This is a genomic window from Mesoflavibacter profundi (assembly GCF_014764305.1).
In the GTDB taxonomy this organism is placed as follows: Bacteria; Bacteroidota; Bacteroidia; order Flavobacteriales; family Flavobacteriaceae; genus Mesoflavibacter; species Mesoflavibacter profundi.
Genome location: NZ_CP061703.1, coordinates 837,821 through 864,177 on the forward strand (window position 1 = coordinate 837,821; position 26,357 = coordinate 864,177).

Annotated in this window: 29 protein-coding genes; 5 read left to right on the forward strand and 24 right to left on the reverse strand. The window is 29.3% G+C overall.

Features of this window, described 5'->3' with window-relative positions:
* Window positions 1–25: 25 nt before the first annotated feature.
* Window positions 26–1,291, reverse strand: a complete 1,266-nt coding sequence (locus IFB02_RS03875; RefSeq protein ID WP_106686826.1) for an oligosaccharide flippase family protein — start codon at window positions 1,289–1,291, stop codon at window positions 26–28.
* A 29-nt stretch (window positions 1,292–1,320) separates the two neighbouring features.
* The gene (locus tag IFB02_RS03880; RefSeq protein ID WP_106686825.1) at window positions 1,321–1,596 is read right to left on the reverse strand and encodes an STAS domain-containing protein; all 276 of its coding nucleotides are present in this window, start codon (window positions 1,594–1,596) and stop codon (window positions 1,321–1,323) included.
* A 157-nt stretch (window positions 1,597–1,753) separates the two neighbouring features.
* Here IFB02_RS03880 and IFB02_RS03885 point away from each other — a divergent pair, with 157 nt between their 5' ends.
* Entirely contained in the window at window positions 1,754–3,823 is a 2,070-nt protein-coding gene (locus IFB02_RS03885) for a tetratricopeptide repeat protein (protein WP_106686824.1), read from the forward strand.
* A 99-nt stretch (window positions 3,824–3,922) separates the two neighbouring features.
* On the opposite strand, the gene IFB02_RS03890 is transcribed toward IFB02_RS03885, so the two are convergent.
* The 18 genes from IFB02_RS03890 to IFB02_RS03975 form a co-directional block, all read right to left on the reverse strand.
* The gene (locus tag IFB02_RS03890; protein ID WP_191073065.1) at window positions 3,923–6,370 is read right to left on the reverse strand and encodes a DUF4114 domain-containing protein; all 2,448 of its coding nucleotides are present in this window, start codon (window positions 6,368–6,370) and stop codon (window positions 3,923–3,925) included.
* 284 nt (window positions 6,371–6,654) lie between these two features.
* On the reverse strand, window positions 6,655–7,362 hold the full coding sequence (locus IFB02_RS03895) for a LytR/AlgR family response regulator transcription factor (protein ID WP_106686822.1): 708 nt from the start codon (window positions 7,360–7,362) through the stop codon (window positions 6,655–6,657).
* 13 nt (window positions 7,363–7,375) lie between these two features.
* On the reverse strand, window positions 7,376–7,693 hold the full coding sequence (locus IFB02_RS03900; protein WP_106686821.1) for an Hpt domain-containing protein: 318 nt from the start codon (window positions 7,691–7,693) through the stop codon (window positions 7,376–7,378).
* On the reverse strand, window positions 7,680–8,744 hold the full coding sequence (locus IFB02_RS03905; RefSeq protein ID WP_106686820.1) for a sensor histidine kinase: 1,065 nt from the start codon (window positions 8,742–8,744) through the stop codon (window positions 7,680–7,682). Before IFB02_RS03905 ends, IFB02_RS03900 begins: the two co-directional genes overlap by 14 nt.
* Window positions 8,744–9,877, reverse strand: a complete 1,134-nt coding sequence (locus IFB02_RS03910; RefSeq protein ID WP_106686819.1) for an FIST signal transduction protein — start codon at window positions 9,875–9,877, stop codon at window positions 8,744–8,746. Before IFB02_RS03910 ends, IFB02_RS03905 begins: the two co-directional genes overlap by 1 nt.
* Window positions 9,878–9,879: 2 nt before the next feature.
* Entirely contained in the window at window positions 9,880–12,228 is a 2,349-nt protein-coding gene (locus IFB02_RS03915) for a PAS domain S-box protein (RefSeq protein WP_106686818.1), read from the reverse strand.
* Window positions 12,228–12,767 carry a heme NO-binding domain-containing protein gene (locus IFB02_RS03920; RefSeq protein WP_106686817.1) on the reverse strand — a complete coding sequence of 180 codons (540 nt, stop codon included), beginning with the start codon at window positions 12,765–12,767 and terminating at the stop codon, window positions 12,228–12,230. The genes IFB02_RS03915 and IFB02_RS03920 overlap by 1 nt, the downstream gene beginning before the upstream one ends.
* A 1-nt stretch (window position 12,768) precedes the next feature.
* Window positions 12,769–13,182, reverse strand: a complete 414-nt coding sequence (locus IFB02_RS03925) for a response regulator (protein WP_106686816.1) — start codon at window positions 13,180–13,182, stop codon at window positions 12,769–12,771.
* Window positions 13,183–13,314: 132 nt separating this feature from the next.
* Window positions 13,315–13,593, reverse strand: a complete 279-nt coding sequence (locus IFB02_RS03930) for a hypothetical protein (RefSeq protein ID WP_106686815.1) — start codon at window positions 13,591–13,593, stop codon at window positions 13,315–13,317.
* Between the two features lie 114 nt (window positions 13,594–13,707).
* Complete coding sequence (locus IFB02_RS03935; RefSeq protein ID WP_106686814.1) at window positions 13,708–14,073, reverse strand: MmcQ/YjbR family DNA-binding protein; 366 nt, start codon at window positions 14,071–14,073, stop codon at window positions 13,708–13,710.
* Between the two features lie 15 nt (window positions 14,074–14,088).
* On the reverse strand, window positions 14,089–14,226 hold the full coding sequence (locus IFB02_RS03940; protein WP_158256257.1) for a hypothetical protein: 138 nt from the start codon (window positions 14,224–14,226) through the stop codon (window positions 14,089–14,091).
* Window positions 14,227–14,335: 109 nt separating this feature from the next.
* Entirely contained in the window at window positions 14,336–14,947 is a 612-nt protein-coding gene (locus IFB02_RS03945) for a DUF4230 domain-containing protein (RefSeq protein ID WP_106686813.1), read from the reverse strand.
* Window positions 14,947–15,291, reverse strand: coding sequence for a DUF4260 domain-containing protein (locus tag IFB02_RS03950; protein WP_106686812.1), 345 nt, complete (start codon window positions 15,289–15,291; stop codon window positions 14,947–14,949). Before IFB02_RS03950 ends, IFB02_RS03945 begins: the two co-directional genes overlap by 1 nt.
* Before the next feature lie 2 nt (window positions 15,292–15,293).
* Window positions 15,294–16,040 carry a cyclase family protein gene (locus IFB02_RS03955; RefSeq protein WP_106686811.1) on the reverse strand — a complete coding sequence of 249 codons (747 nt, stop codon included), beginning with the start codon at window positions 16,038–16,040 and terminating at the stop codon, window positions 15,294–15,296.
* Window positions 16,041–16,044: 4 nt separating this feature from the next.
* Window positions 16,045–17,172: a radical SAM family heme chaperone HemW gene (gene hemW, locus IFB02_RS03960; protein WP_106686810.1), complete on the reverse strand. Its 1,128-nt coding sequence runs from the start codon at window positions 17,170–17,172 to the stop codon at window positions 16,045–16,047.
* 5 nt (window positions 17,173–17,177) lie between these two features.
* Window positions 17,178–17,684 (reverse strand): hypothetical protein, encoded by a 507-nt coding sequence (locus IFB02_RS03965; protein ID WP_106686809.1) that lies wholly within the window; start codon window positions 17,682–17,684, stop codon window positions 17,178–17,180.
* 75 nt (window positions 17,685–17,759) lie between these two features.
* Window positions 17,760–18,314, reverse strand: coding sequence for a crossover junction endodeoxyribonuclease RuvC (gene ruvC, locus IFB02_RS03970; RefSeq protein WP_106686808.1), 555 nt, complete (start codon window positions 18,312–18,314; stop codon window positions 17,760–17,762).
* Window positions 18,314–18,943: a cell envelope biogenesis protein OmpA gene (locus tag IFB02_RS03975; protein ID WP_106686807.1), complete on the reverse strand. Its 630-nt coding sequence runs from the start codon at window positions 18,941–18,943 to the stop codon at window positions 18,314–18,316. The genes ruvC and IFB02_RS03975 overlap by 1 nt, the downstream gene beginning before the upstream one ends.
* A 1-nt stretch (window position 18,944) precedes the next feature.
* On the opposite strand from IFB02_RS03975, the gene IFB02_RS03980 reads away from it, so the two are divergent.
* Genes IFB02_RS03980 through IFB02_RS03995 form a run of 4 tightly spaced genes read left to right on the forward strand, consistent with a single transcriptional unit; the run spans window position 18,945 to window position 22,741 of the window.
* Window positions 18,945–19,955, forward strand: coding sequence for a lysylphosphatidylglycerol synthase transmembrane domain-containing protein (locus IFB02_RS03980; protein WP_223878870.1), 1,011 nt, complete (start codon window positions 18,945–18,947; stop codon window positions 19,953–19,955).
* Window positions 19,955–21,079 carry a glycosyltransferase gene (locus tag IFB02_RS03985; RefSeq protein WP_106686806.1) on the forward strand — a complete coding sequence of 375 codons (1,125 nt, stop codon included), beginning with the start codon at window positions 19,955–19,957 and terminating at the stop codon, window positions 21,077–21,079. Before IFB02_RS03980 ends, IFB02_RS03985 begins: the two co-directional genes overlap by 1 nt.
* 49 nt (window positions 21,080–21,128) lie before the next feature.
* Entirely contained in the window at window positions 21,129–22,001 is an 873-nt protein-coding gene (locus IFB02_RS03990) for a hypothetical protein (RefSeq protein ID WP_106686805.1), read from the forward strand.
* Window positions 22,001–22,741, forward strand: coding sequence for a Bax inhibitor-1/YccA family protein (locus IFB02_RS03995; protein ID WP_106686804.1), 741 nt, complete (start codon window positions 22,001–22,003; stop codon window positions 22,739–22,741). Before IFB02_RS03990 ends, IFB02_RS03995 begins: the two co-directional genes overlap by 1 nt.
* A 55-nt stretch (window positions 22,742–22,796) precedes the next feature.
* Here the strand turns inward: IFB02_RS03995 and IFB02_RS04000 are convergent, their stop codons facing one another.
* The 4 genes from IFB02_RS04000 to IFB02_RS04015 all read right to left on the reverse strand — a co-directional run bounded on the left by IFB02_RS04000 (window position 22,797) and on the right by IFB02_RS04015 (window position 26,256).
* Complete coding sequence (locus IFB02_RS04000; protein ID WP_106686803.1) at window positions 22,797–23,273, reverse strand: hypothetical protein; 477 nt, start codon at window positions 23,271–23,273, stop codon at window positions 22,797–22,799.
* Window positions 23,274–23,328: 55 nt separating this feature from the next.
* On the reverse strand, window positions 23,329–24,021 hold the full coding sequence (locus IFB02_RS04005; RefSeq protein ID WP_106686802.1) for a PDZ domain-containing protein: 693 nt from the start codon (window positions 24,019–24,021) through the stop codon (window positions 23,329–23,331).
* Between the two features lie 127 nt (window positions 24,022–24,148).
* Window positions 24,149–25,894, reverse strand: a complete 1,746-nt coding sequence (locus IFB02_RS04010; protein WP_106686801.1) for a M56 family metallopeptidase — start codon at window positions 25,892–25,894, stop codon at window positions 24,149–24,151.
* 2 nt (window positions 25,895–25,896) lie between these two features.
* Window positions 25,897–26,256, reverse strand: coding sequence for a BlaI/MecI/CopY family transcriptional regulator (locus tag IFB02_RS04015; RefSeq protein WP_106686800.1), 360 nt, complete (start codon window positions 26,254–26,256; stop codon window positions 25,897–25,899).
* Between the last annotated feature and the right edge of the window lie 101 nt (window positions 26,257–26,357).

Below are 26,357 nucleotides of genomic sequence, written 5' to 3' on the forward strand. Positions count from 1 at the left end.
TTATCTGTAGACCAATGGTAATTATCTATAGATTTTGCTTTTGATACTTGTCTTTAATTTCTTGATCTGTAAAAAAAAATGTGACTTGAACTATTAACAACAAAACCATTGTAATAATTTGCATGTATACAACTTCTTGTAAATTAGAATGATAAATTACAATTAGCACAACTTGTAAAATACCAAATATTGCAGATAGTATTACTGGTATATATTTATCTAAGGATAAGTAGTAATATGCAAAAATGTTTGAGATTGCAAATAAGCCTGTAGCTAAAGCGTATTTCCATAATAAAGGCGCAATTGCTAAATAGCTATCACCAAAAAGCATTAGTATTGCTAGTTTAGGAAACAATGCACAAGCTATTATTATTACACTAGCAATTATAGCTATATACATAATGTATTTAAATAATATTGGCGCAGTAGATTTACCATCTTTTTTTAACTGTACAACTTCTGGCAACAATAACATTACAAACATCCATGCTATAAAGTAAACTATGCGACCTATTAATGCTAAAGACGCATAAAGTCCTGCTTGGTAAGAATCAAAATAATGCTTTACTAAAAGTATATCACTATTATTAATAATAATTTGTGTTAACTCATAAAATGCAGTTATTACAAAAAACCTAATGACTTGTTTAGAAAGTTTTTGATCTAAAATTTCAACTTTTTTAAAGGTGAAATATTTACTTTTAAAAGGCACTAATCCAAATCCAAAGGATAATAAAATACCTATCGCTATAACTACAGAAGATTGAATGTTTAACACAAATATTAATCCTAAAGTAATTAAAAGTCTACTTAACATTTCTAATTGGTAAGTAACAGACAAAGATTTATAGTCTTTTTTACCTTGATAAAAACCTCTATTTACACTCATCAAAAAATATATTGGTACACCAATACCAAAAATGGTAAACATACTAGAAGTAGACGTATTAAATAGTAACTGCAATTGTTTTGCAAATACGATGATTAACAATCCAAAGCTTATTCCAATAATGGTTGCGTATTTGTAGACTTTAGAAAAAAAATTTTGCAACACATTAGATTGCAATACCACAGAAAATTTTGCAGTCGCTAATTGAAAAGTCATTGCTACAAAAGACAAGACTAATAAAAAGGTGATTAAAACTGCTGCATCTGCAAATTGAGATGGACCTAATAATCTACCTAATAATAAATTATACAAATAGTTACCACCATTAACAATCAATACACTTAACATAAATAACTGTTCTGGAGCTATAGATTTTAATTTAAAATTGGTAGTGACTTGCATAACAAATAGATTTAATAGTTAGACTATAATTAAACAGAAGTTAATCTTAACTCTTCATAAATATCTTTACAACCTTCGCCTACAATAGCAAAATGTTTATTCCATGCTTTTGCATTATTATAAAGTGTTTTAATTGCGTCTAATCCGCTTGTATCTATTTTAGAAACCTTATCTATATCTATAGTAATTTGACTTAAGCAATTAAGCATTAACACAAGATGAGTTTTAAAATTACTTACAGTTGCAGTGTTTAATTGTCCTTCTACTTTAAACGTATTTTCTTGTCTTGTGATAGTTAATGCCATAATAATAGATTTAAATTGTTAGTTTTGATTATTGTATATCACAAATATCTAAAGTAAGTCTATGTAACTCCTTTAGATTTCGACGGATTGCCATTTACTGTAGATGAATGAAGCGCATTTTATACTTAACTTGTAACTAGTTATTTAGATGAAAATTATGAGATTAAAACTATACTTCATTATTCCCTTTATATTGTTTTCTAGCTTGCTATTTGCTCAAAACATGCAAGAAGGTTTTACCTATTTAGAAACTGGTAAATACAATAAAGCCGAAATATTTTTTAAAGACATTTTAAACCAATTTCCTAACAATAAAACAGCAAAACTATGTTATGGAAGAGCAATAGGACTTAACGGAAAACCAGAAGAAGCGCTAGATATTTTCACCCAATTAACTAAAGATTATACTAACGATTTTGAAATAAAATTGAATTATGGCGAAGCTTTGCTATGGAATAAAAATTTCGCATCTGCAAAATCCTATTTTTCTAATCTAATTAAAGAACAACCAAATAGTTTTCCTGCGCTTTTAAGTTATGCAAATACGTTATCTAATTTAAAAGAATACGAACAAGCCATAACCTATGTAAACAAAGCGTTAGAAGTCGAAGTAAATAATCCCAACGCGCTGACGTCTAAAAAATACATCTATTTAGGTTATGCGTATCAAAATCAACAAAATCAATCTTATAAAAAAGCCGAAAGTTTATTACTTAAAAACCTGGAACTTTTTGATAACGATAAAGACACTTTATTAAATTTAGCTAATCTGTATTTAATACTTAATAATTTAGAAAAAGCAGAAGCTACCTACAATCAATTAAAAAATAATACAAAACATACTTTAGAAGCCTTAAACGGATTAGCATTAGTAAACCACTTAAAAGGAAAAGAAAAACTAGCTTTAAACATTAGTAAAACTGCCTATCAAAGCTTAACCGATACAACACATCAAATTATAAGTAATCAAACTACCGAGCGTTACATACAAGCCTTAATTTGGAATAAAAAGTATAAAGAAGCTAATCGCTTAATAACTTCACTTAAAGCATCAAACCCAAATAAAAATTGGGTTTTGGCATTAGATGCTACATTAAATATTTATAAAAGTGACTTTAAAAACAGTTTAAAAGATTACAATTCAATTTTAAAAAACGATAGCACTTCTTTTGATGGTAATTTAGGCAAAGCCAATACATTAAAAGCGCTAAACCAAATTGATCAAGCTTATTATTATGCAGATCAAACATTAAAATATTATAACAACCAGAAAGATGCATTAAATTTTAAAACTACTATCGAAACTAATTTTACGCCTTACTATGAAGCAAAATCTTCTTATTCTTTTGACAACGGAGATAACAAAGCAATTAGTTTAAGTAATATTATTAATTTTCCTTTAAGCACAAAACTAAAATTAAACACTAATTACACCTATCGTCGCACCGACAATTCAATCACTAATTTTAATGCTACATCTAACGATTTTACTTTAGGCGTGTCCTATAATTTAACCAACACAATTGTAGCAAATGCAATTGCAGGACTTACTAATGCAAATGCTTCTACCGTAAATTATTCTGAATTTTTATCGGATGTTTCTTTAGATATTAAACCTTTTAAATTACAACAATTAAAAATTGGTTATAAGAGAGATTTACAAAATTTTAATGCAGAATTACTTAACCGAAAAATCATCCAAAACAACTATTATCTTAACTATAGTTTAAACACCAATTTTAATTTAGGATGGTTTACTCAATATTTTTATACTAGCCAAAGTGACAACAACACAAGGCATTTATTATTTACTTCTTTGTACTATAATTTACTAGCTAAACCTAACTTAAAAGCAGGATTAAATTACCAATATATTACATTTAAAAATCAAGTTCCGACCATATATTTTTCTCCAGAACAATTTAATGCTACCGAAGTTTTTATTAACCTTAATAAAGATGAATATATTACAAAACCAAAAACTTGGTTTTACGATTTAACTGCAGCAACTGGTTTACAGTTTATAGGCAATAATAAAAGTCAAAGCACATATAGAATTCAAGGAAAATTAGGTTACAAATTTTCTAATAGATGTTTAGCAAACCTTTTTGGAACACGAAGTAACATCGCATCTGCAACTGCTGCAGGATTTACTTATACCGAAGTTGGCTTACGATTTAAATGGTTACTATTTAATCATCCTATTTTTAAATTTAAGACCAATTAAAAAAGGGTAAAAACAATTGTTTTTACCCTAAATGTATGCAACCAAAATACGCTATTATTAATTCTTAGGTTACCATACAATTAACACCTAATTTTAAAATTAGTTCACTATTAACTTTACTGGATTAAATTTTTTGTAAATACTAGTAACTGTACAGATATACAATCCTGTATTTAGATTGTTTAAGTTTAAATTAATCGTATTTAAACCTTGTTGTCCTACTAATTCTTTTCTAAAAACACGCTTACCTAATTGATCGTAAACGTTAATATTTACTACTTGAGAAGTGTTTAGATTAAATATTAAATTAGTCTTATCTTTTACTGGATTTGGATAAACTTTTACAACATCAAGATCTTCAGTTAGATTTTTACTAATCGCTTCTTGCTTACTGGTAAATTTTAAATGGTTTACAGATAAATTAAATGCTTTGCTAGAACTGTAATCACCAATCACAGAAAAAACAACTGTTTTTATATCTTCTATATTTTCTGTTTGATTATTTGCGTTTTTAAATTCTGTAAAAGCAATATTATACGTTTTAGGATTTGCGTTTGCAGGTATAGTATATCTTAATCTATTATTCCAATCTGCCATATGTTTAGGCATCAAAACAATTTCAATTGGTAAATTGTTTTGTATTTCAAATTCTAAAGCTTGAAAAGGCAAAATATTTAACGTTTGATCACCTGGTAAAATATGTCTAAATAGGTTTACATTTCCTGTAACGTTTCCTGTTATTGTTGGTTGTCTTTCTACAAAATGTTCGTCTAATTGTGTTTCATCTAAATGGTTAGTAATTGTAAACGAATCTATAGATGCATAATCCTCTAAATAATCTATTCCCCAAGGTCCATCTGCTAAATAAAGTGCATCTATTTGTGCAGATTGCGATGTACTTAAAGAAAAACCTATGTCAAATAAACTACCTGTTTGTAAAGTTATGGATTGATGCCAATCACCATTAAGAGCAACCGTTTGCGAAACATCTTCTCGTTCATTAACTTCTGTTGGTGCAATACTAGCATTAAAATTTAACGAAGAAGCTGCAGTTTTGTTTATAAGATTTAAATGAATTTGACCATTAGAATAATAACCAGAACTTACAAAAACCGGAGGTAATACATCGTTAACCATTTGGCTAACTACTGGTTTATCTAAATTTAATTGATCCAACACGTAATTTGCTATGAAGAAAACCTGAGAAAATGAATGTCCCCAAATTTGAAAATTGTAATAATCACCTTCTGGATATTGGTCAATATTCCAAAAGCTAAACAGCTCATAATTATTCATTCCTTTTTTAACAGAAAAACTTAACGTGAATTCTGTTTCTCCTGTTTGTCTTAATATTTTAGAACTAATCATCTGATGTCCTTTAACCATTACAGTTCTTATATCTTCTAAAACCGAACTGTTTAACCTATCACAAATCACTTTTGAATGGTCATAAATAGAACCTTCTGTTTCTGTTGCAAGTACGGCTGCTAATCTTAGATCTTCTTTATAAAAATCTGCCGAAAAAATATTTACAGCGTTTGTTATTCCTAGTAAATCTTCTGGACTAGACTCATAAGCTTGTTCTACACCATACATGCCTGTATCTGGTATTAGATTAGCTAATACTAGCGCATTACTATTACGCAATTGCATATTACTAGACTTTTCAAATTTATTTTGTAATCTTTTAGTGTTATAAACTTCGCCTGTTTTAGTACGCTTAAAATTTCTTTTAGCTATTAAAGTTGCAAGATTACCATTACTTTCTAATCCGCCATCATTTGCAGAGGTAACATCTGTTGCACTTGCTACATCGGCATAATTAGTCGTTCTTAACGCTGTATAAGGATTGGCTGTTACGTAAAAAACAGCATCGTTAAAATCGTTATCACAAGAACCATAATCTCTTCTTATATCTTCAAAACCTAAAATAATTCTTTGATTATCTGGATCGTTTAATAATACATTATGGTGTTGTAATTCTGGTTGTGCTTCTGGATTAAATTCTGGATTAGAATATAATTGCCATAAACCATTACCAACAGTACTTGTATTACTATTCCAAGCATTGGCTAATAAAACCCAACCAATTCCTGTTCCTGCTGTAAAACTTCCTATTTTTACTTTATCTCCGACTAGTAATCCGCCACCACTTCCTAAAGCAGATACGTTTGGAAAAATTATAGTAATATCTTCTGGTTGCGGTGTTGTAGTTGGTGGATTATTTACATCATAGGTGTAATATCCTAATACATTTTTGTAACCTGCGCCTTCAGACACAAAAGTAACCCAAACATCTGCATTAGCTTCAATTTCTAAATTGGTGTCATATCCAGAAGTTATATAATGCGGATTGTATTCTGGTACAGGATAACTTTCTGGTAAAGAATTACTAATCATCTCTAAGGTTTCTACACTAACAACATCGCCAATTGGTTCTAAATAATTTGGTGTTCCATCTGTTGTGTAAGTACCAAGATATTGGTACGTCTGCGCTTGTAACTGTATTGTATAAGTCAGAATTAAAAGGGTAAATAACTGTTTCATAATCCAATAGGTTTGTTATACAAATTTAGATTTGAAACTAGTTCTAATGTGTTGATTTTCGACCAGTTGAAGTATTTGTGTAGACCAATGGTATGTATTTAAATTTTAAACAAAAAAAAAGAGACAAAAGAAAAATTCTTTTGCCTCCATCCAAACTATCAATCTATAATTCTTTGGGAGAATTACGAGTACAAATATATTTTACTTTACAAGTTAAACGGTTTAACTTTCGTTGAATGGAATTTTTGGTTAGACGAATGACATTAAAGCTACGACTAATAGTTTTACAAAAGGTTTAATCGCTTCATTAACTCTGGTCTATTAGACCTACTTACTGGTATAACATCTTTTTTTATTAGTACACTATTATCTTCTATATCTATAATTTTATCTACATTGATTATATAAGATCTGTGGACTTTTAAGAAAAGATTTTCTGGTAATTTTTCTTGTATTTTTTTTAATGTAGAATGTACGGTATAATTTTTTGTTTCGGTTTTAACGTGAATATAATCACCTTTAGCTTCGACTAAATAAATGCTAGGTATATCTATTTTTATTAATCGTCTATCTATGTTTACATATAGATCGTCTCCAGAAGAATCTTCTGTTTTAGGAGTCGCCTTTTTTGGTGTAGAAATAGACTTTGCATTTGCCTTTTGTATGGCTTTTCCAAAACGTTGAGGTGTAACAGGTTTTACTAAATAATCGACAATACAATCATACTCAAAAGCTTGAATTGCAAAATTAGCATCGGATGTTGTTAATACTATTTTTGGTGGATTTTTTAAAGTATCTATAAAATCAAAACCGGTAAAATCTGGCATGTGAATATCTAAAAATATTAAATCTACTTCATTTTGATTTAAATATTTTATGGCTTGAATTGCATTAGGAAATTCTTCTAAAACGTTTAAAGTTGGTATGTTACTACATAATTGACTAATAATTGCTCTTGCTGTAGCTTCATCATCTATAATAATACAATTCATTGGTGTAAACTAATTATAACTGTTGTAAATAATTAGTTATAACATTTAATAAAGCTTCAAACTCTTGTTTTAAATCTGTATTATCTTCTAATAAGTTTGCTTCGTAGTTTGCAGCGATGTCATAACTTTTTTCTAGGCCTAAAATACTAATTTTATGTTTAAGTTTATGCACATTGCTTGCTGCTTGCTTATAATTGCCTTTTTTTATGTTGGTAAGGTAAATATCCTTTTCTTCTGGATATTCTTTTTTTATAATATCTATAAGCTTTTGTTTAAAGTCTTTGTCTCCGCCAGAAAGACTATCTATGTAAGATAAGTTAGGTTGTTCCATTTAAATCTTTTTTTAAAGTGAAATAGAAGGTTGTACCAACACCTAAAGTAGATTCTAACCAAATTTTCCCTTCATATAAATCTATTATTTTTTTTACTATGGATAAGCCTATTCCTGAGGAATCTGGATTGTTTTCTAACTTTTCGAAGGTTTTAAAAATTTTATCAAAATAAGCCTGATCTATACCTTTACCATTATCTTTTACATAAAATTGCCAATACTGCTGTTTGTCTTCTGCGCCTATTTCTAATTTTGGAGTAGCCTTATCATTATACTTTATGGCGTTGCTTATTAGATTTTGAAATAATTGTTGCAATCTATATTTATCACCATTAATTACAGGTAAATTGTGTTTTATAACGGTTACTTGTTTTGGTGCTTGTATAATTTGCAACACATCGTCTACTATTAGATTTGTATCTACATCGTAAATTTGTTCTTGATTTTTACCAATGGTAGAATATTCTAAAATACCATTAATTAAGGTATCCATTTTTTCTACATTTTCTCTTATTAAATCAAGTTGTTTATTACCGTTTACATCAATACTATTTTTAAAATCTTCTTTTAGCCAAGCGGTTAATGTATCTATTGCTCTTAAAGGAGATTTTAAATCATGAGATACCATGTGCGCATAATCGCTTAACTCTTGATTTTGATAGGCTAATTCTGACAGCAACTCTTCTCTTTGCTTGTTAATCCTAACAATTTCTGTGGTTTGATTATCTATAAATTCTATTAATTTTAAACCGTCAAAATCCACTTGTTCTACCTTAAGTTTGTCTTGTAAATTATACGATTTTAAAGAGTCTAATACGCGTTTTAATTTATCTATTACTGCTTGCTGTGCAATTGCTTCTTCGCGTAATTGTTTGTTAGCCTCAAAAAGCTCGTCAGAACTTATAGTCATAGCACGTTGTTGCATTGCAAATTGATCTTCAAAGTTTAAATAAGAACTATTTATAGCTTCTAAAAACTTTTTTAAATCTTGACTATTAGCTAAGTCATCTGATAAATATTTGCGTACTTGACGTTTTAATAAAGAGTTCATTATTCGCTTATTAAAGTAATTGTCATGGTTTGATTGTGTAATTGGCAATTGGTTTCTTTATAAAATGGCGCTATTTCGCCATAAGAATAAAAGCCTGTTATTACTGTATCTTTTCCAACAACATTTACTACTTCTTCAATTTCTTCTTCTACACGTTGATCTAAAACCAACTTTCTGCCTATACAACTAACCAAAATTGCTAATTGTTGTTTGTTTTGTCTTTGTTCTAATGCTTGTTTAGCAGCCATTTCTGATGCATTTGCAATATTATCTACATTGGTCATCATTAATTGGACTCTAGAATTTTCTGGTATATCTCCTGCTAAAATCATTGCATTTTCTTCCTCGTTTATATTTAAAATTGTTCTAACAAAAGATTGTTTTTCGTTTTCTATTTTAACGTTTAAAGGATATAATAATGCTGCGCCTGGTAAATCTTTTGATTTTTCGCCTAAATATTTTTTGTATAAATCTAATGCTGGTTTTCCGTCTAATTCGTATAAAATATTAGAGGTAGATTTTGTGACAATACGTTCTGGTCCAAATGGTGTCCAACCGCCATAAATAGAGCAAGACGCTTCAAAAGTATCACCATAAAATCCTATTGCAATAATTTCTCCTGGTTTTGGATTTTCGTTATAAGAGGCTAAAGTTTTTTCAAATCGTGCAGCATCGCCACATAATCCGCCAGAAATTAATATGTCTTTTTGGATTGTGGCGTTTAGCCCTTTTGTTAAATCGCTACCATTTATAAAACTACCTTCAGATAATATAAATACATATTTTAATCTATCGGGATTAAACTGATTGATTAAATGTTCTCCTGTTTTAAAACTATCGTAACCCGAATCTAATAAGTTACAGGTTTTAATATTAAAAGTGGTATTTTCAAATTGTATTGCCGTTATAGTAATGGATTGATCGTCTACTTCTTTTGCTGTTATATCACCGCTTGTAGATCCAAACACCAAATGTCCATCAGGAAACATAGCTCTTATTTGGGAATAGATTGTTTGATTTTCTAACATATATCTATTACCAAATACTAAAACTAGAGGATTTACTAAAGTTATTTTAGGTGATAAGTATTGCCAATCTTGATGTATTTTTTTTTTAAGCTGAACAGTTTTCATCTTTATTTTTTTAAGGTGAAATAAAATGTTGTACCTATCTTAGGTTCACTTTCTAGCCAAATTTCGCCTTCATGTAAGTTGACTATTTTTTTAACAATAGATAAGCCAATACCTGTAGAATCTTTACTTTTATTTAAGGCATGAAATATTTTAAAAATCTTTTCATGAAACTTCTTTTCTATTCCTATACCATTATCTTTAATAGAAAATTGATAAAATGCACCTTTTTCTTGTACATCTATTTCTATTAAACCTTTTGGTTTATCTATAAACTTAATGGCATTGCTTAATAAATTTTGAAACAATTGCTGAAGCTTTGTCGCATCACCATTTACAGTAGGTAAGTCTTGTTTTACTTCTATCGTAATATGCTCCGGAATGTAAAGCATACCTAAAATATGCTTTACCATTTTGCATAAGTCGACTTGTTTTTTTTGAGAAATTTCTGATCCTACACTAGAGTAATTTAATACATCTGATATTAATTGCTCCATTTTCTCTAATGTGCCTTCTATTAAATCTATATTGTTAAGACTGGTTTGATCTAGTTTACCTTTATTATCTTCTTTTAGCCAACTAATTAATGCATGAATACTTCTTAAAGGCGATTTTAAGTCGTGCGATACAACATGAGCGTATTCTTGCAACTCGTCGTTACTTTTTTCTAATCGTTGTAACAGTTTTTCTTTTTGAAGCTCTAATGTTTTTAAATCGGTTATATCTAAAACCACATCAAGACTTCCTGTTTTGTTATTTTCTGAATCTAAATTTGAAGATCCACTTACAAACCAAAATCTTTTTTCACCATTTTTTCGTTTTACTTCAAGCTCAAAAGTAGTAGTTTCTGTATTATTTCTTTTATCTATAATCTGTTTTACTTTGTGATCGTTAGAATTTACAGGAAAAATATCTCGACCTCTTTTACCAAGAATTTCTTCTTCATTATAACCAGTCATTTTTAGAAGACTTTGATTTACCATAGTAATTCTACCGTCTAAATCAGACTCGATTAATCCTAAATCCATATTAGCGATTATGCTGTAGTATTTTTGTTTTTGCGCTTCTAATGTTTTACTGTATGTTCTTTTTAAAGTTACATCTCTATACGACCATAAATGTCCGCGATACTTATTGTTTTCTATAATTGGGATAAAATCTCTTTCTAAAATTTTACCGTCGCACATAATAAGCTCGTCTGCTAGTACAGTATCTTTTGATTTTAAAACATCGTTTATTCTTTGCACAAATTGCTCTGGATTTTTAAACAATCCTTTACTTTGTTGTGCTGCATTAGAACAATCTTGACCTATTAATTCTTCAGGCTTTAAAGGAATTTTAAATAACTCGCAAAACTTAGTATTTGTAAGTACAATAGATCTGTTTTCGTCTTCCAATAAAACACCACTATCTAGATTTTGAATTAGGGTAAACAGTCTGTTTTCAGATTCTATTAGCTTTTGTTTGGCGTGATATTCTTTAGATACATCTTCGATTGTAGCAACTTGATAATCTATATCTCCAGATGCATTTCTTACCGCAATAACATTTGTTTTAGCCCAAAGTATGCTTCCGTCTTTTTTTATATAGCGCTTTTCTAAATTAAAACGATCTATGTCTCCATTAAATAACTGCTCTCTATAGTTTCTAGATACTTCTTCATCTTCTGGATGAGTAATATCTTGTACTTGCATTTTATTAAACTCTTCTCTAGTATAACCTAACATATTGGATAAAGATTGATTTATAAGTAATAATCCTTTATCTTCTGTTCTGGATAACGAAATCCCAATTGGAGAGTTATTAATAATAATACTTAATTGGTTTTTTTGGTCTTCAAATTGTTTTTTTAGTCGTTTATCTTCTGTAATATCTCTAACAATACCTTGAGCTGCAATAGGTTTTTTTTGCTTATCGTAAATTATACTGGCATTAATGTGTACCCATTTAACTGCTTTAGATTTTGTGTATGCTCTAGCTTCATAATCTTTAAAAAAACCATTTGTATATAATTGAAAAAAAGAAGACATGGCATACTCATAATCTTCTTTATAGATTAAATCTACAACATTAACTTGCTCTTCTTCTATGTTATAACCAAATAGTTTTGTTGCAGCTTCATTAAATTTTAAGACATTACCTTGTAAATCCATTACAACGTAAGCGTCTATAATATTCTCGAAAACACCTTGTAGCTGATTAGATTTTTCGTCTAAAAGGTTTTGAAGTTGTTGTGAAGTGGTATAAAGTTCTCTTGATTTTTCTTCAAGGATTTTTTCAGCAGCTTTTCTTGCAGCTTTTTCTCTTTCTAAAGCGCGTTGTAGTAGTTTAAGCTGTTGATTATCTTGACTCATCAATTTTTATTAATAATAAACTTTACTTCTGTACCATCGTCTTTTATTTTTTCTAGAACAATGGTTGCTGTTTGATTAAAATGCTCGAAGGTTTTATTCATTAATCCTAATCCAAAATGATGCATAGCTCTACTTGATTTGTAGATCATTGTTAACGATTTGTCTGTTTTTTCTACAACTTCAAATTTAGGCAGCTCTGCATCGGGATAAATTTTCTTTACCTCGACATGTATGTGATTTTCTATAGAAGATAGCATTTCTATTGCATCTTTATAGGTTGCTAATAATCCTGGATAACTGTCTTCTATAACACCAAAAAAATGCTCGGCATAAACCAGCAATAAATTATCTATAGATATTCCTGTATTATCACTTAAATTTTGCAATAATTGCAGCATTTCAGAAAAACTGTAAGTACCTACAGCGGTATAAACTCCGTTAGATTCTAAGTTAGAATTAGCAATGATACTATCTACCATTTCTAATCCAAATTTATCTTCTACTAACTCTAAAAACTCTGTAAATACAATACCTTTCATTTTACACTACAATTAACTCGTTTACACTCCAATAGGCTAGTAATTTTTCTATTTTACTAACATAATCTTCGTATTTTAATGGTTTTATTACGTAACCTGCTACGCCTATTTTGTAACATTCTAACAAATCCTTTTGATTGTTAGATGTAGTTAAAATAATTGTAGGTATGTATTTTAAAAGATCGTCGTTTTTTAAAATGCTTAAAAACTCTATACCATTAATTTTTGGCATATTTAAATCTAATAAAATTATATCAGGTAAGTTGTCTTTTTTTTCTAAAATTTTTAATGCGTCTTCCCCGTTATTAGCCTCTATAATATTATGATCTAAGTTTAATGTAGAAATTGTTCTGTTCAATTTCATAATCTCTATCATGTCATCTTCTATAAGAAGCACGTTAAGTTTTTGTTGCATCACGAGGGTTTTTGTTATCAGACTGAAAATTAATTTAATGTTAGACAGACGTAGTGCTAATTTCGTTTAGACAATATTAAGTGTAGACGAGTAGCGTTTAAGTGTCGACGAATGGTTTTATGTGTTTATAAGTTAACTCTTACAATAACGAATAGAGTTAATGGTGTTTTGTTGTACCGAAAATTTTAATGCTTTTAACTCTAAAAGAAACTCTAAAGCATAATCTTTTTCTTTTCTTTTGTCTAAATGCTGTTCTAAACAATTTATAAATTCTAATTGCTTTAAATTGAAATGTAAGGTATTACAAATCTCTGTTTTGCACTGCTGTACAACATTATCCTTGGCTACAACTGGTGTTTTGCCATAATCTGGATGATGAAAGAATACTTTAAAAAATTGTTTTAAACGCATTTGACTATTAATTTACAGGACAAAATTAACAGCATTGTTTGAAGTGATTTTTATATTTCTTTAAAGTAAAAATAAGTGTCGACCAATGGACAATTTGTGTAGATTAATGAATTTTTACAACGTTATAGTTGCTTTTAACTTTTTTGGTAATTTACTTACTACCAATTTGTAGGAATGATCTATTAATTCTAACAAAGTTTTTATAGAAACCTGATTATCTTTAAGATAAATGGTATTCCAATGTGTTTTGTTCATGTGATATGCACCAACAATACAATCGTAGTTATCCCTTAATTGTAATGCTAATTCTGGATCACATTTTAGGGTTATTGAAGCGTCACCTGCTTCCCATTTGTCTAATGGCAATAATGCATACATTTTACCGCACACTTTAAATACTAAAGTATCTTGGTTAAAAGGAAAAGTTTCTTCTGTTTTTGGCTTGTTTAAGCAGTGTTGATAAATTTGTTCTAACACCATTAGGTTTTAAAAAACTTATTTTAGTTCTTCTAAATTAATTTTTTTTGAAGTTTTCCTGTAAGTACGTCTTATTTTTTTTGGTTCTTGCTTTACTATTGGAGGAATATCCAAACTTTCTAAAGTATCATTTAGGTAAAGTAATAATCGATTCATAGCTCTATTGTTTTGATTATTAATACTTAAAAGATAACGATAATTTAAGCAACCTCAAAAAACAGGACTGTTAATTTCGATAAAATGCAGATTAAATTTTACTGCTAATTTACTTTTCTATTAATGGTTTAGACGATTGATCTATCGTTATGGCTTGATAATTTAGTGTCCAACCTATGGTTTGAACAATATTTTCTACAAGCTGTAAAGACTCTATCGCTTCTTGTTTTGCTACATTATATAAACCACTTTCAGGCACTTTTTCAATAATATGTTGCTTAGCTTCTTCATTTAAGATGGTAAGATCTGCAGCTTCAAACTTATTAAAATAACCATCTTTTTTGTCGTAGTAATTTATATTAGTTTCTATTGAAAGTATTTCGGGTTGCGGAAAACTTTTAATAATCACTGTTTTTGTTTTTTGATCTGCTTCTAGACTTATTTTATTAAAATCGAATCCAACATGTGCTTTCGCATTAATTACAACTAATGCTTTTTTACGACTTGAGACTAGTTTTAAAAAGCGTTCTTTAACATCTTCGTAATGGTAGATTTCGGCAAAATCGCCTTCTACAGTAATAAATTTGCATACTTTTTTAATTTTATCTAAAAGTATAACCGATTGTGATGTTACTTTTTTCTTGTTTTTTAAATGCTTCACATAGGTAGTTATGCCTAAAACTACTAAACCACCAATAATAAGAGAGATAAAAATTTCCATTATAAATGTCCTAAATGTGTGTTTTTAAAATTATCGGCATATTTAAGACCATAACCAAAAACTCGGTCTAAAGCAGCGTGAGAAAACAGAATGATTCCTATTAATTGCATGACTTCGATTTCAAAATAAATTCCAATTAATAATATTAAAATTGCTAATCCTTTATGATGAAACACATTATAAGTTAATGCGCCTGTTTTTGTATTTACTAAATAGCCTAACATACCAATATCGGGTAGCAAAATTAATACCAAAAACCACCACCAAGCGTAACTTAAGGTAGAAAACAAATAAATACCTAATGCAAATTGTAATAACTCTTCTAGTTTTAAAATGGATTTCATTTTTATTCTATTTTATAAAGTATAGGTTTACTTGGTGTCGCGTCGTTTTCAAAAGAAGCAATTTGTAAATTTAAAATGTATTTACCGTCTTCTATTTTGTTTTTCACATAAATAAACTCGGTTATAGTAGCATTTTTTCTAATCTTACCGTCTAAATCCCAAAAGGCTTTGTGTGCTAATAATTTACCATCGTCTTTCTCTTTATCAATACTTGGTAAATCTATTAATAGATGTTGTACACCAATTTTTTTTATAAATTCTGCTGCATCTTCAGTTAAATATGTCCAATTGGTGTTAGAGTATTGCTTAGACAATTTGTCTTTAGTGTTTGGCATTGTACGAATCACTAAAGCTTCTGGCTTTCGCTTTTTTAACAAAAACTGAAGTTGCGTTTTAGATATCACGTAATCTTCGTCTATTTTTTCTGGTGCAACGGTAATGACTTCTGCTTTAAAAAAGAACTGTTTTAAGCATTTATTGATGCTGTAAACCTTATCTGTAATATGTCCAACACATTCGGTATGTGTACCATGCGCATGCGGATTAAACTGAATGTTATTAAAGTTTATTGCTGCACCTTCTTTTACGCTTGCTGTCCATTCGCCTATTTGCGCAGGCTCTATTTTAGGTTCTTCTATGTACCACGCGTTTGCATTATCTTTAGAAGCGCGAATTGGCATGGATATATCTAAAGGCTTGGATAAATCTATTGTATATTTTATGGTATTAATTGTAATTACTGCTTTCATTTAATTAATTTAACATGAATAGCTCACTTGCTATTCCGTCGGTTAAAAATTTTCCTTTTTTGGTAGCTTTTAAGCTGTCATTATCAATATACAATAAATGTTTGGTGATATAAAATTGTGCTTGGTTTAATAAGAAATCTTTATAATGATCACCAAAACGACTGCTAATGGTTTTTAATGAAATTCCCCAACTTGTACGCAAACCTGTCATGACAAACTCATTATACTTATCATTTTGTGATAAGGTTTCTATCTCTAAAGGCAATTGGTTGGCTTCTATTTTTTTTATATAAACAGAATTATTTTTCACATTCCAAGCGCGTTGATCACCGTTAAAACTATGTGCAGATGGACCAATACCAATATATGGTTTGCCTAACCAATAGGCACTATTGTTTTTACTGTAATAACCTGGTTTTGCAAAGTTGGACAGCTCATAATGCTCAAAACCTGCTTCTTCTAATTGTTCTATAAGTTGATGAAATTGTTGGTGTGCAACCTCATCATCAACATCGTCAATTATTCCTTTATCAATAAAATTTGCCAATGCTGTTTTAGGCTCGACAGTTAGTGCGTAACTAGAAATATGTGGCACACCAAAGCTTAGTGCAGTTTTAATGTTGTCTAACCATTCTTTTGATGTGCTATTTGGAATTCCGTAGATTAAATCTAAGCTAATGTTATCAAAGTATTGCGTCGCAATTTCTAAACATTTTTTTGCTTCTGCTACGTTATGAGCGCGATTCATTAATTTTAAATCTTTCTCGAAAAAAGATTGTATACCAATACTTAGTCTATTGATTGGAGATTGGGATAATTCTATAATTTTCTCTTCAGACAGATCATCAGGATTTGCTTCTAATGTAACTTCTGGTGAAGTTACAACTGCATAATTTTTATGTACCGTATCTATTAAAAATTGTAACTCTTCAATAGACAATAGACTTGGCGTTCCGCCACCAAAATAGATAGTTTCTACGGTTGTATTTTTAAATTCATCTTTACGAAGTTGAAGCTCTTTTGCTAAAGCAGAAATTAATTGATCTTTCTTTTTTAACGACGTCGAAAAGTGAAAGTCGCAATAATAACAGGCTTGTTTGCAAAAAGGTATGTGAATGTAGATGCCGGACATATCAGTTAATACTTAGACATTTTTACCATTTTATCAATTAAAAGAAATCTATTAAAATCTTTATGAATTGAATCTTGAAGAAGCTTCAATTCTTCCTGATTATAAAGTACTTTGGTGTCAGGCCAAGCAAGAGAATACTCAGCAATTACACCATATTTATTGTTAAAATAAAATATAGACTCATCATCAGAAAGGTTAGAAATGTTATATAAATAAGCTTGTATTTTTATTTCTTCTGAATTAAATTGATAATTATGAGAGCTTATTAATTTACAATTAGTTCCTGCCACTATCAAAACACTATCATTTTCAATTTCTTTTTCAATGAATTGGTGAAAAGTACTATCATTTTCAAAAGTTTTGTACTCGTATCTCTTTATATTCCCTTCAACTAAAGTTCTAAATCTCGCCGAATCTATATGTTGATTTTTTAGTCCAGATTTTATTGAAATAGTTTTAAATTCTGATGTTGTTTTTTTTATTTCATTATTACAACTAGACAGAAAAATCATTAAAAAAAATAGTCGCAAATATTTCATATCAAAAAAAATTAAAAGTGGATTTCTGCCTACGCAGGAATGACTGATCTACTTCTTTACTCTACCTTCATTCTGTTTTACAAAACTTGCCCAACCCGAATAGCTTTTACCAATTTCTACGCGACCTTGATTGTAAAAATGACAAACTGCTGCTGCTAATCCATCGGTAGAATCTAAGTTTTTTGGCAAACTTTTTAGCTTTAACAAGCTTTGCAACATTTTTGCTACTTGCTCCTTACTAGCGTTACCATTACCTGTAATTGCCATTTTAATTTTTTTTGGCGAATATTCGGTAACTGGTATTTCTCTGCTTAATCCTGCCGCCATAGCAACACCTTGTGCACGACCTAACTTAAGCATACTCTGTACGTTTTTACCAAAAAAAGGCGCTTCGATTGCAATTTGATCTGGATGATGCGTATCGATTAATTCTATTGTTCTTTCAAAAATTAATTTAAGTTTTAGGTAATGGTCGTCGTATTTTTTTAAGTCTAGCTCGTTAAGTTGAAGAAAAGACATCTTTTTATTTTCAACTTTAATCAAGCCAAAACCCATAATGGTTGTACCTGGATCTATACCTAATATAATTTGTTCTTTTGCCATTAATAACAAGTTGCACAACCACTTAAAGATACAGCAACGCCAACTGTAAAAGTTAATAGATTACCATTAAACGATCCATAACCGGTAGAAACTGGCTCAAATTCATCAGAAAAACCTAAAATATAAGATGCGTCAAAATATGCAGAAACAGTCCTACTTAAAGCATAATGAAATTCTGTTCCAGCCATAACATTTAAGTAAGATATTTTGTTATCACCGTAATCATTTAAAGGTTTAATCATAGAATATCCAGGACCAGCATGAAAAACAATACCTGTTCCGTAAGGTAAAAATGTAAAATCTGGTGAAGCATCGTAAACAAACTGTGCATTTATACGAGTGTAGTTTACTTTAAATTCTGGCGTGTTTTCGGCTTGTTCAAATCTATTATATCCAAAATCCAACTTTGCGCCCATTTGCTTATTAAACATGTGTTGCACACCTAAATTAATGGTAGGAAAATTAAGTCCGTTAGCTTCAAAAGGTTTTACAAATCCATCTTGACTTGGACTATTTACACCTAAAGCGATTAATGCTTTCCATCTACTAGTTTCTATTTGTGCTTTTGTTGTGGTTAATCCAAAAACAATAAAGCCAAATAAACAAATGATTTTAAATCTTGATAACATTATGTGTTTTTTAGTTTATTTTGCAACTACTTTCACTAAAATTAAGATGAATAGTAGCTTGCCTTACAAAACTAAGCAATTCTTTTTTGTACTTATCAAATTAAGTATAGTTGTTGGCGCATTTTACTTTATCTACCAAAAACTACTTAATAATCCTGATTTAAAATTTGAAGATTTCTTGCGTTTTTTAGACAAAAACGAACTGTTTTCAACTAAAAACATCATTATTTTACTTGTTTTAAGCGTATTTAATTGGTTTTTAGAAATCACTAAATGGCGATTTTTAATCTCGAAAATTAAAAGAATAACTTTTTTAGAAGCTACCGAACAAAGTTTAGGCGCACTTACTGCGTCTATATTTACACCAAATCGCATTGGAGAATACGGCGCAAAAGCGATTTACTTTGCAAAAACGCATCGTAAAAAAGTACTGCTTTTAACACTAATAAGCAATATGCTACAAATGAGTGTTACCGTTATTTTTGGAAGCATTGGATTGTTTTTTTTATACTCCAATTTTGAAATAGATATTAGTTATCGCATACTTAGAGGCATTGCTATTCTTGCGTTTATAACTTTATTTGGGTTTTTAGGCATCAAACAAAACCGATTTAAGATGAAAGGATTTTCTTTAGAAAAGGTCCTTGATTATGTTAAAAATTTAGGTGTACATTATTTAGGTTTTGGACTATTACTATCGGTGTTTCGATATGCTGTATTTTCATTCCAGTTTTACTTTATTTTGTCGCTTTTAGGTGTAGATTTACATTATTTTGATGCTATGATTTTAATTACATCCATGTATCTTTTAGCATCTATTATACCTTCCATTTCACTGTTTGATGTAGTAATAAAAGGTAGTGTAGCCTTATATATTTTCGGTTTAGCTGGTATTAACCAATTACCTATTTTAAGTTGTGTTTTACTAATGTGGCTACTTAACTTTGCTTTGCCAAGTGTTTTTGGTAGTTATTATGTGCTAAATTTTAATGTTTTAAAATCGCTAGATTAATGCTTGTAATTGCTGTTATTATATTGCTTTTGTATTTGTTTTTAATAGGAAAATTTGCTTTTGCTATTGATAAAGTAACTGTTTTTAAACTGAATGATAGTCCTGCAAAGACAACATTTACAGTAATTATTCCTTTTAGAAATGAAGCCGAAAATTTACCAGCGCTATTAAATTCTATTGCAGAGTTAAATTACCAAAATTCGCTTTTTGAAATCATCTTAGTTAATGACGATTCTGAAGATATTTCAAAAGAGATTGTTAGTAAGTTTATGTCAACTTCAGCTTTAGATATTACATTAATAGAAAACGAAAGACAATCCAATTCGCCTAAAAAAGACGCGATTTCTTCAGCAATAAAAATTTCAAAATACGATTGGATAATCACTACCGATGCCGACTGTGTTTTGCCAAAATATTGGTTAGATAGTTTGGATGTTTTTGTTCAGCAAAATGACGTTAAAATGGTTGTTGGACCAGTTACTTATCATCAAGTTAATGGGTTTTTACAACACTTTCAGCTATTAGATTTTTTAAGTTTAACAGGAAGCACCATTGCTGGTTTTGGGATTAACAAACCGTTTTTATGTAATGGCGCTAATTTAGGGTATAAAAGATCTTTTTTTAATGATATAAACGGTTTTGAAGGCAATGATACCATTGCAAGTGGTGATGATATTTTTTTAATGGAAAAAGCGTTGAAAACAGATAAAAATTCGGTTAAATATTTAAAAAGCAAACAGGCTACTGTACAAACGCTTGCGCAACCAAATTTTAAAAGTTTACTTGCGCAACGCATACGTTGGGCAAATAAAACGTCTAACTATAATAACAACTTCGCCAAATTAGTTGGACTGTTAGTATTGCTAGCAAATTCGGTTGTCGTTATAGGTTTTGTGTTGGTAGCTTTAGGGTTATTTCAGTTTAAAACGTTTACCTATTTGTTTCTTTTAAAACTGCTTATAGATTTTCTTCTAATCTATAAGACAAGTGTGTTTTTCAGCAAAGAACAAGCATTAAAATACTACTTACCGTCAAGTTTATTGTATCCCTTTTTTAGTGTTTATGTTGCTGTTGTTGGCTCGTTTTCAACCTACAAATGGAAAAACAGACGCTTTAAGAAATAGTTTTTAATTAAAAATTTCTACTTTAGCGTAGAACCAAATTTAATTATAGATGAAACACTTAATCTTACTACTTAGCCTATGTTTTGCTAGCTTATGTATAGCACAACAATCTTATACAATTAAAAACGAAACTTTAGAGCTTAATACCGAAGTTGATGGTACTTTAGATTTACTTTGGAATAGTTTTGATGGGCAATTTAGATACTTTGTTAAAGACGCAAATAACAAAATTACTGAACTAAAAAACACAAAAGGTACAGATAACAAATACCAAAACGAATACCAAGCAACTTTAACGGATTTAACCGGTATGAATGCTTCTAAAACTAAATTTACATTATTTAGTTTAAAGCAGTTTATCAATAAATACAATGTAAGTCAAGATGAAACTTATGTATCTACAGAACAAAAAGTTAAGTTTAAAACAAGACTTGGTGTTTTTGGCGGGTTAACCAACAATCCTTTTACTTCCAATCCAGAAAATGAAAGCGCGGTGTTTTTTGGTACCGAGTTAGAATTGGTTCAAGATAAATCACAACCAAAACATGCAGGTTTTGTTAATTTTAGATACACTTCTAAAACCGATAATTTTGATTATAAAGCTGCACAATTAGCTTTAGGTTATAGATTTAGATTTGTTAATACAAATGGCTTTAATATTTACGCTCAAACCAAGTTTGCAACCTTAACAAAGGTAGATGCATCATTTGTGATAGAAAACCCAGAAAACCCAGGAACTTTTGTAACTAATGAAGTGTCTAACACAGAATTTGATGCGCCTTTAATTTTTGGTCTTGGTGCAGACTTTAAAGTTGGCAACGGATATATTACATTTATTTACGACTCTTTATTTGCTGCCTTTATAGAAAACGGTGATCACTTTTCTACAGATTTTGCTCTTGGTTACAAATTTAACTTATAATGGCTTTTTTAGATAAAACTTCTAATCCTGTTTTTGACCGTTATTTTTGGGAAGACAACCAATCCAACCCTAAAAAAATGACAGTAACAGGCATAATGCTAAAAACTGTATATTGTTTAATTGTAATTACCGCAATTGTTGTTGGTATTTGGAAATTACATACGCAAGGAACAAACATAAAATGGTTTGCTCCTGGTGGCGGAATTGCAGCACTAATTATTAGTATAGTTTTATCTGTAAGACAACATTGGGCACATATTTTAGTGCCTTTATATGCTGTTGCAAAAGGTTTTTTTCTTGGCGGAATCACTGCATACGCGCAAGCTAAATTCCCTGAAATACCTTATCAAGCTGTTGGTGTTACGATAGTTACTTTTTTTGTCATGTTATTACTATATCAAACACGAATAATAGTAGTAACCAAAAAATTAAGAAGTATTATTATTACAGTTTGTGCCAGCATTTTTGTTACTTATTTAATCTCTTGGATACTAAGTTTTTTTGGTATTAAAAGCTTTATTTGGGGCACATCATGGTTTGCTATTGGTTTTAACATTTTTGCTGCTGTTTTTGCTTCTTTATCTTTATTACTTGATTTTGATTTTATTGAAAGACAAAAACATCGCGCTCCAAAATACAAAGAATGGCTTGCGACTTGGGGATTATTAGCAACACTTATTTGGTTGTATGTTGAAATTTTAAGACTGATGAAAAAGTTTGCTTTAAAATTTCCGAAGTGATAATTATAATTGGTAATTCTTAAAACTTTAAATGTCTTAAACTCACAAGACTGTGTTAATTAACCTGAAGAATAATAGGTAATTTAAATTGTGATTTAACTTGTTGACCCCTTTTTATTGCTGCATAAATTGGAGGTAAACTATCTAAACTAGTTTCTATAACTTGTTTTATGTTAGGTAATTCTGCAAGCGTTAAAGAATCTGCTGTAAATTGCTTTATTTGAAGTTGTCCTTTTTCTGTAATTAATAGTTCTAAAACAATAGTATCGTTAATATCTTGAGTTACTACAAAGGTTTGCTTAGCTAATTGTGTACTTATGTGGTTTGCTAAAGTAGTTTCAAAACACTGTTTTTTGTTGGATAATGTTTGTAAAGAATCACAAATAGGAAAGCTTGGATAGGTATCTACCTCATTCCAATTAAAGGTTTTTAATTCTTTTTTTAATATCGCGTCTTTAGATGTTTTTTTTGCTTCAAAATATTTACAAGACACCATTAAAAACGCCATTAGTAAAACAGCTATCTGTTTCATAATAAACTAGTATAGCCGAAAAATACAATTTTTTTAAAAAAATCTATAGTAGTCACTAATTTCTTTTAACAACAAATAACTTTGAATACGATTGATTGTTATGTGTAATTTTTAAAATATATACGCCATCATCAAACTTTTCTACATTAATGACTTCTTGTAGTTGTCTATCGCTAAGCTGTTTTTTATAAGATTTTACCAATACGCCATTATTCATATAAATTGAAAATTGATACGTATCTTGTATTACTTCTTTAAAATCTATATACAAATCTTTAGCAACAGGTACAGGATGAACATTAATATTATCGCTAGATAACGATGTAATTGTGTTGTCACAACATACTTTTTCTTGAACTATTTTTGTGTTTTTAGCTCCTAAAGTTATGGTTTTAATAAATGTACGTCCTTCTCTGTAAATTGTAAATCTAACCATATCAAATGGTTGGTAAGCAGCAATTGCTTTTATAGCATCGCCACGTCTATTAACTTCTAGATCGTTAATTTTAAGAACAATATCATAAGGTTGCAAGCCATTAGATTTTGCAGGTGTATGATCTACTACTTTTATAATTATTACACCTTTATCAATATCTCTGTCACATGGTGTACCAAACACAACACCTAAATATGCGTCTTCATATACCGTTTTATTTATAGTGCATATTGATTTACAATCTAAATCTTGTTGTGCAGATATTTGTATAGTTGTAGCGATGTAAATAAATAGAAATAGTAATTTTTTCATCTAATTAATTTTTACTTAAATCAAAAATAAGATTTATTGTTGAAAATGAAAGATTTAGACTTCATAATATACCACAACAAAAAAACCGAAGTCTAAACTTCGGTTTAAAACATTTATTTAAAAATTGTTATTTTATACTAAATGTAATTGGCAAACTATAAGGTACATTTACTACTCTTCCATTATGTATTCCAGGTACCATTTTTGGCAATAATTTAATTACCCTAATAGCTTCTGTCTCTAACTCAGGATGTGGCGCTCTAGCATTAACATCTACTACAGCTCCATTTACATCGATTTTGAAACTTACAAAAATGCGTTTTACACCTTTTTCTAAACCTAAATTATTAGCTAGTGCTATGTTGAAGTTTTTCATAACATGTTCGTTAATTTTGTTTGAAAAACATTCTTTTTGTTCTTTAAGATTATACACTGATTCGCAACCTTCTATTAATGGAACTTGTTCTATAACAGAGAATGGAACGTCTATTTTGTCTATATCGACATCTTCTTCATTTGGTTCTCTAACTTCAATTTTTATATGTCTGTAACCATCTGATATTACCAAAGTATGATACCATTCTTCGTTAGTAATCTGTGTTAATTTTGATTGTTTAAAAGCCTCTTCTTCATTAGTTAAATTGTCTAAATCTTCTACCAATAATCTTAAAGCACCTCTTTTGGGTGAGTTTGTCCATTGGTCTTTAGCTTTTTGTGTTTGTTTTCTATTTAAATAATCTTGGTAGGTTTCATTTTCAAAGTTATCAGCATATGTTGGTTTTTTACCATTTTTTTCTTCAAAATAATTATTCATCAAAATAAATGAAGCTTTTGTTTTTGCATAACTATCTAAAGTATTTAAGTAATTTTCACTTTTCAAGACTTCCTCTTTTACAATTGCATCCAAAGGATGTTCATACTTATTTTCAAATTCTTTCAAATACTTCTGCACTAACTCTTCTTCCGTTAATGTGGTTTGTTCTGTATTTACTTTATTGGTTTCGTCTTGAGAACATGAAGAATACACCAACATTGCTGTAATCATTGGTATAAGTAGCAAGTACTTAAATAAATAAACTGGTTTTGATTTTGATTTTTGTAACATAATAATTCGTTTTTTGATTAATGATTGTTTAAAAAATGGATTGATGAAAGGCAACGAGTTTACATCAAAAATTTGCTGTAATAAACGTTGATAATAGTCTTTTTTATTGACGGTTTTTATAGCATTTTGATCAGCAATATACTCGTGCACTTGGGTTAAATATCCTTTATAGATGTAAACTAATGGATTAAACCAAAGTGCAATTTTTAGTACTTCAAACCATAATAAATCTATACTGTGTTTTTGTTTTACGTGAATTAGCTCATGCGCTAAAACGCTTTCTTTTTGCTGGTTTGTTAACTGATTACCAATAAATACATAGTTAAAAAATGAAAAAGCAACTGTTGTATTTGGTAAGGATAAAATTTGGTAGCCGTTATATTTTACTTGTTTTGCATTAGACCATAATTTTAAAAGTTTTGAAAGCTTAAAAACAAAAAAAGCAAATGCGATACCACTTCCTAAAATAATAAGATTGTTTAGCGTTAATACTGATGATTGATTAGCAACACTTGTTACTTCTGTAGTTATTTGTGGTGTTTTTTTAACGGTACCTAAAACAACTTCTGGTAAAACAACAACATATTTACTAGGTATGGTTTTGGTAAAACTTTCAATTTTAATTAAAGGCAAGAGTAACGACAACACCGAAGTTGATAATAAATACCAACGGTTATAATTAAAAAACGTTTCTTTTTTTAGAAGCACTTCATAAACCAATAAAAATATAAATTGAAATGCTACTATTTGAATAATGAAAGTAACCATAACTATTTGCTTTTATCAATTTCATTTAAAATAGTTTCTAGTTCTTTTATATCTATATCATTTTTTTTCACAAAAAAAGAAACCATACTTTTAAATGAACCTTGAAAATAATTTTCCATTAACTTATTTAAACTTTGGTTGCTATAATCTTGCTTTTTAAGTATTGGAAAATACACATGACCTTTCCCCTTTTTTTCATAATCTACAAATCCTTTGGATTCTAAAATCCTAACAATTGTAGACACTGTATTGTATGCTGGTTTTGGTTCTGGAAGTACTTTAATTATATCTTTTACGTTGGCTTTTTGTAGTTGCCAAAGTATTTGCATGATATCTTCTTCTGCTTTTGTTAGTGCTTTCATTTTTATAACTAATCTTTTAGTTGAATAAAACAAATATAACTAAATATTTAGTTTGAACTAATTTTTTAGTTAAAAAATGTAACATTAAAAGATTATAGTCG

Coding starts and splice junctions, on each gene's coding strand:
- IFB02_RS03875 (WP_106686826.1), bottom strand. CDS start 1,291: ATGCAAGTCACTACCAATTTTAAATTAAAATCTATAGCTCCAGAACAG.
- IFB02_RS03880 (WP_106686825.1), bottom strand. CDS start 1,596: ATGGCATTAACTATCACAAGACAAGAAAATACGTTTAAAGTAGAAGGA.
- IFB02_RS03885 (WP_106686824.1), top strand. CDS start 1,754: ATGAGATTAAAACTATACTTCATTATTCCCTTTATATTGTTTTCTAGC.
- IFB02_RS03890 (WP_191073065.1), bottom strand. CDS start 6,370: ATGAAACAGTTATTTACCCTTTTAATTCTGACTTATACAATACAGTTA.
- IFB02_RS03895 (WP_106686822.1), bottom strand. CDS start 7,362: ATGAATTGTATTATTATAGATGATGAAGCTACAGCAAGAGCAATTATT.
- IFB02_RS03900 (WP_106686821.1), bottom strand. CDS start 7,693: ATGGAACAACCTAACTTATCTTACATAGATAGTCTTTCTGGCGGAGAC.
- IFB02_RS03905 (WP_106686820.1), bottom strand. CDS start 8,744: ATGAACTCTTTATTAAAACGTCAAGTACGCAAATATTTATCAGATGAC.
- IFB02_RS03910 (WP_106686819.1), bottom strand. CDS start 9,877: ATGAAAACTGTTCAGCTTAAAAAAAAAATACATCAAGATTGGCAATAC.
- IFB02_RS03915 (WP_106686818.1), bottom strand. CDS start 12,228: ATGAGTCAAGATAATCAACAGCTTAAACTACTACAACGCGCTTTAGAA.
- IFB02_RS03920 (WP_106686817.1), bottom strand. CDS start 12,767: ATGAAAGGTATTGTATTTACAGAGTTTTTAGAGTTAGTAGAAGATAAA.
- IFB02_RS03925 (WP_106686816.1), bottom strand. CDS start 13,182: ATGCAACAAAAACTTAACGTGCTTCTTATAGAAGATGACATGATAGAG.
- IFB02_RS03930 (WP_106686815.1), bottom strand. CDS start 13,593: ATGCGTTTAAAACAATTTTTTAAAGTATTCTTTCATCATCCAGATTAT.
- IFB02_RS03935 (WP_106686814.1), bottom strand. CDS start 14,073: ATGGTGTTAGAACAAATTTATCAACACTGCTTAAACAAGCCAAAAACA.
- IFB02_RS03940 (WP_158256257.1), bottom strand. CDS start 14,226: ATGAATCGATTATTACTTTACCTAAATGATACTTTAGAAAGTTTGGAT.
- IFB02_RS03945 (WP_106686813.1), bottom strand. CDS start 14,947: ATGGAAATTTTTATCTCTCTTATTATTGGTGGTTTAGTAGTTTTAGGC.
- IFB02_RS03950 (WP_106686812.1), bottom strand. CDS start 15,291: ATGAAATCCATTTTAAAACTAGAAGAGTTATTACAATTTGCATTAGGT.
- IFB02_RS03955 (WP_106686811.1), bottom strand. CDS start 16,040: ATGAAAGCAGTAATTACAATTAATACCATAAAATATACAATAGATTTA.
- hemW (WP_106686810.1), bottom strand. CDS start 17,172: ATGTCCGGCATCTACATTCACATACCTTTTTGCAAACAAGCCTGTTAT.
- IFB02_RS03965 (WP_106686809.1), bottom strand. CDS start 17,684: ATGATTTTTCTGTCTAGTTGTAATAATGAAATAAAAAAAACAACATCA.
- ruvC (WP_106686808.1), bottom strand. CDS start 18,314: ATGGCAAAAGAACAAATTATATTAGGTATAGATCCAGGTACAACCATT.
- IFB02_RS03975 (WP_106686807.1), bottom strand. CDS start 18,943: ATGTTATCAAGATTTAAAATCATTTGTTTATTTGGCTTTATTGTTTTT.
- IFB02_RS03980 (WP_223878870.1), top strand. CDS start 18,945: ATGTGTTTTTTAGTTTATTTTGCAACTACTTTCACTAAAATTAAGATG.
- IFB02_RS03985 (WP_106686806.1), top strand. CDS start 19,955: ATGCTTGTAATTGCTGTTATTATATTGCTTTTGTATTTGTTTTTAATA.
- IFB02_RS03990 (WP_106686805.1), top strand. CDS start 21,129: ATGAAACACTTAATCTTACTACTTAGCCTATGTTTTGCTAGCTTATGT.
- IFB02_RS03995 (WP_106686804.1), top strand. CDS start 22,001: ATGGCTTTTTTAGATAAAACTTCTAATCCTGTTTTTGACCGTTATTTT.
- IFB02_RS04000 (WP_106686803.1), bottom strand. CDS start 23,273: ATGAAACAGATAGCTGTTTTACTAATGGCGTTTTTAATGGTGTCTTGT.
- IFB02_RS04005 (WP_106686802.1), bottom strand. CDS start 24,021: ATGAAAAAATTACTATTTCTATTTATTTACATCGCTACAACTATACAA.
- IFB02_RS04010 (WP_106686801.1), bottom strand. CDS start 25,894: ATGGTTACTTTCATTATTCAAATAGTAGCATTTCAATTTATATTTTTA.
- IFB02_RS04015 (WP_106686800.1), bottom strand. CDS start 26,256: ATGAAAGCACTAACAAAAGCAGAAGAAGATATCATGCAAATACTTTGG.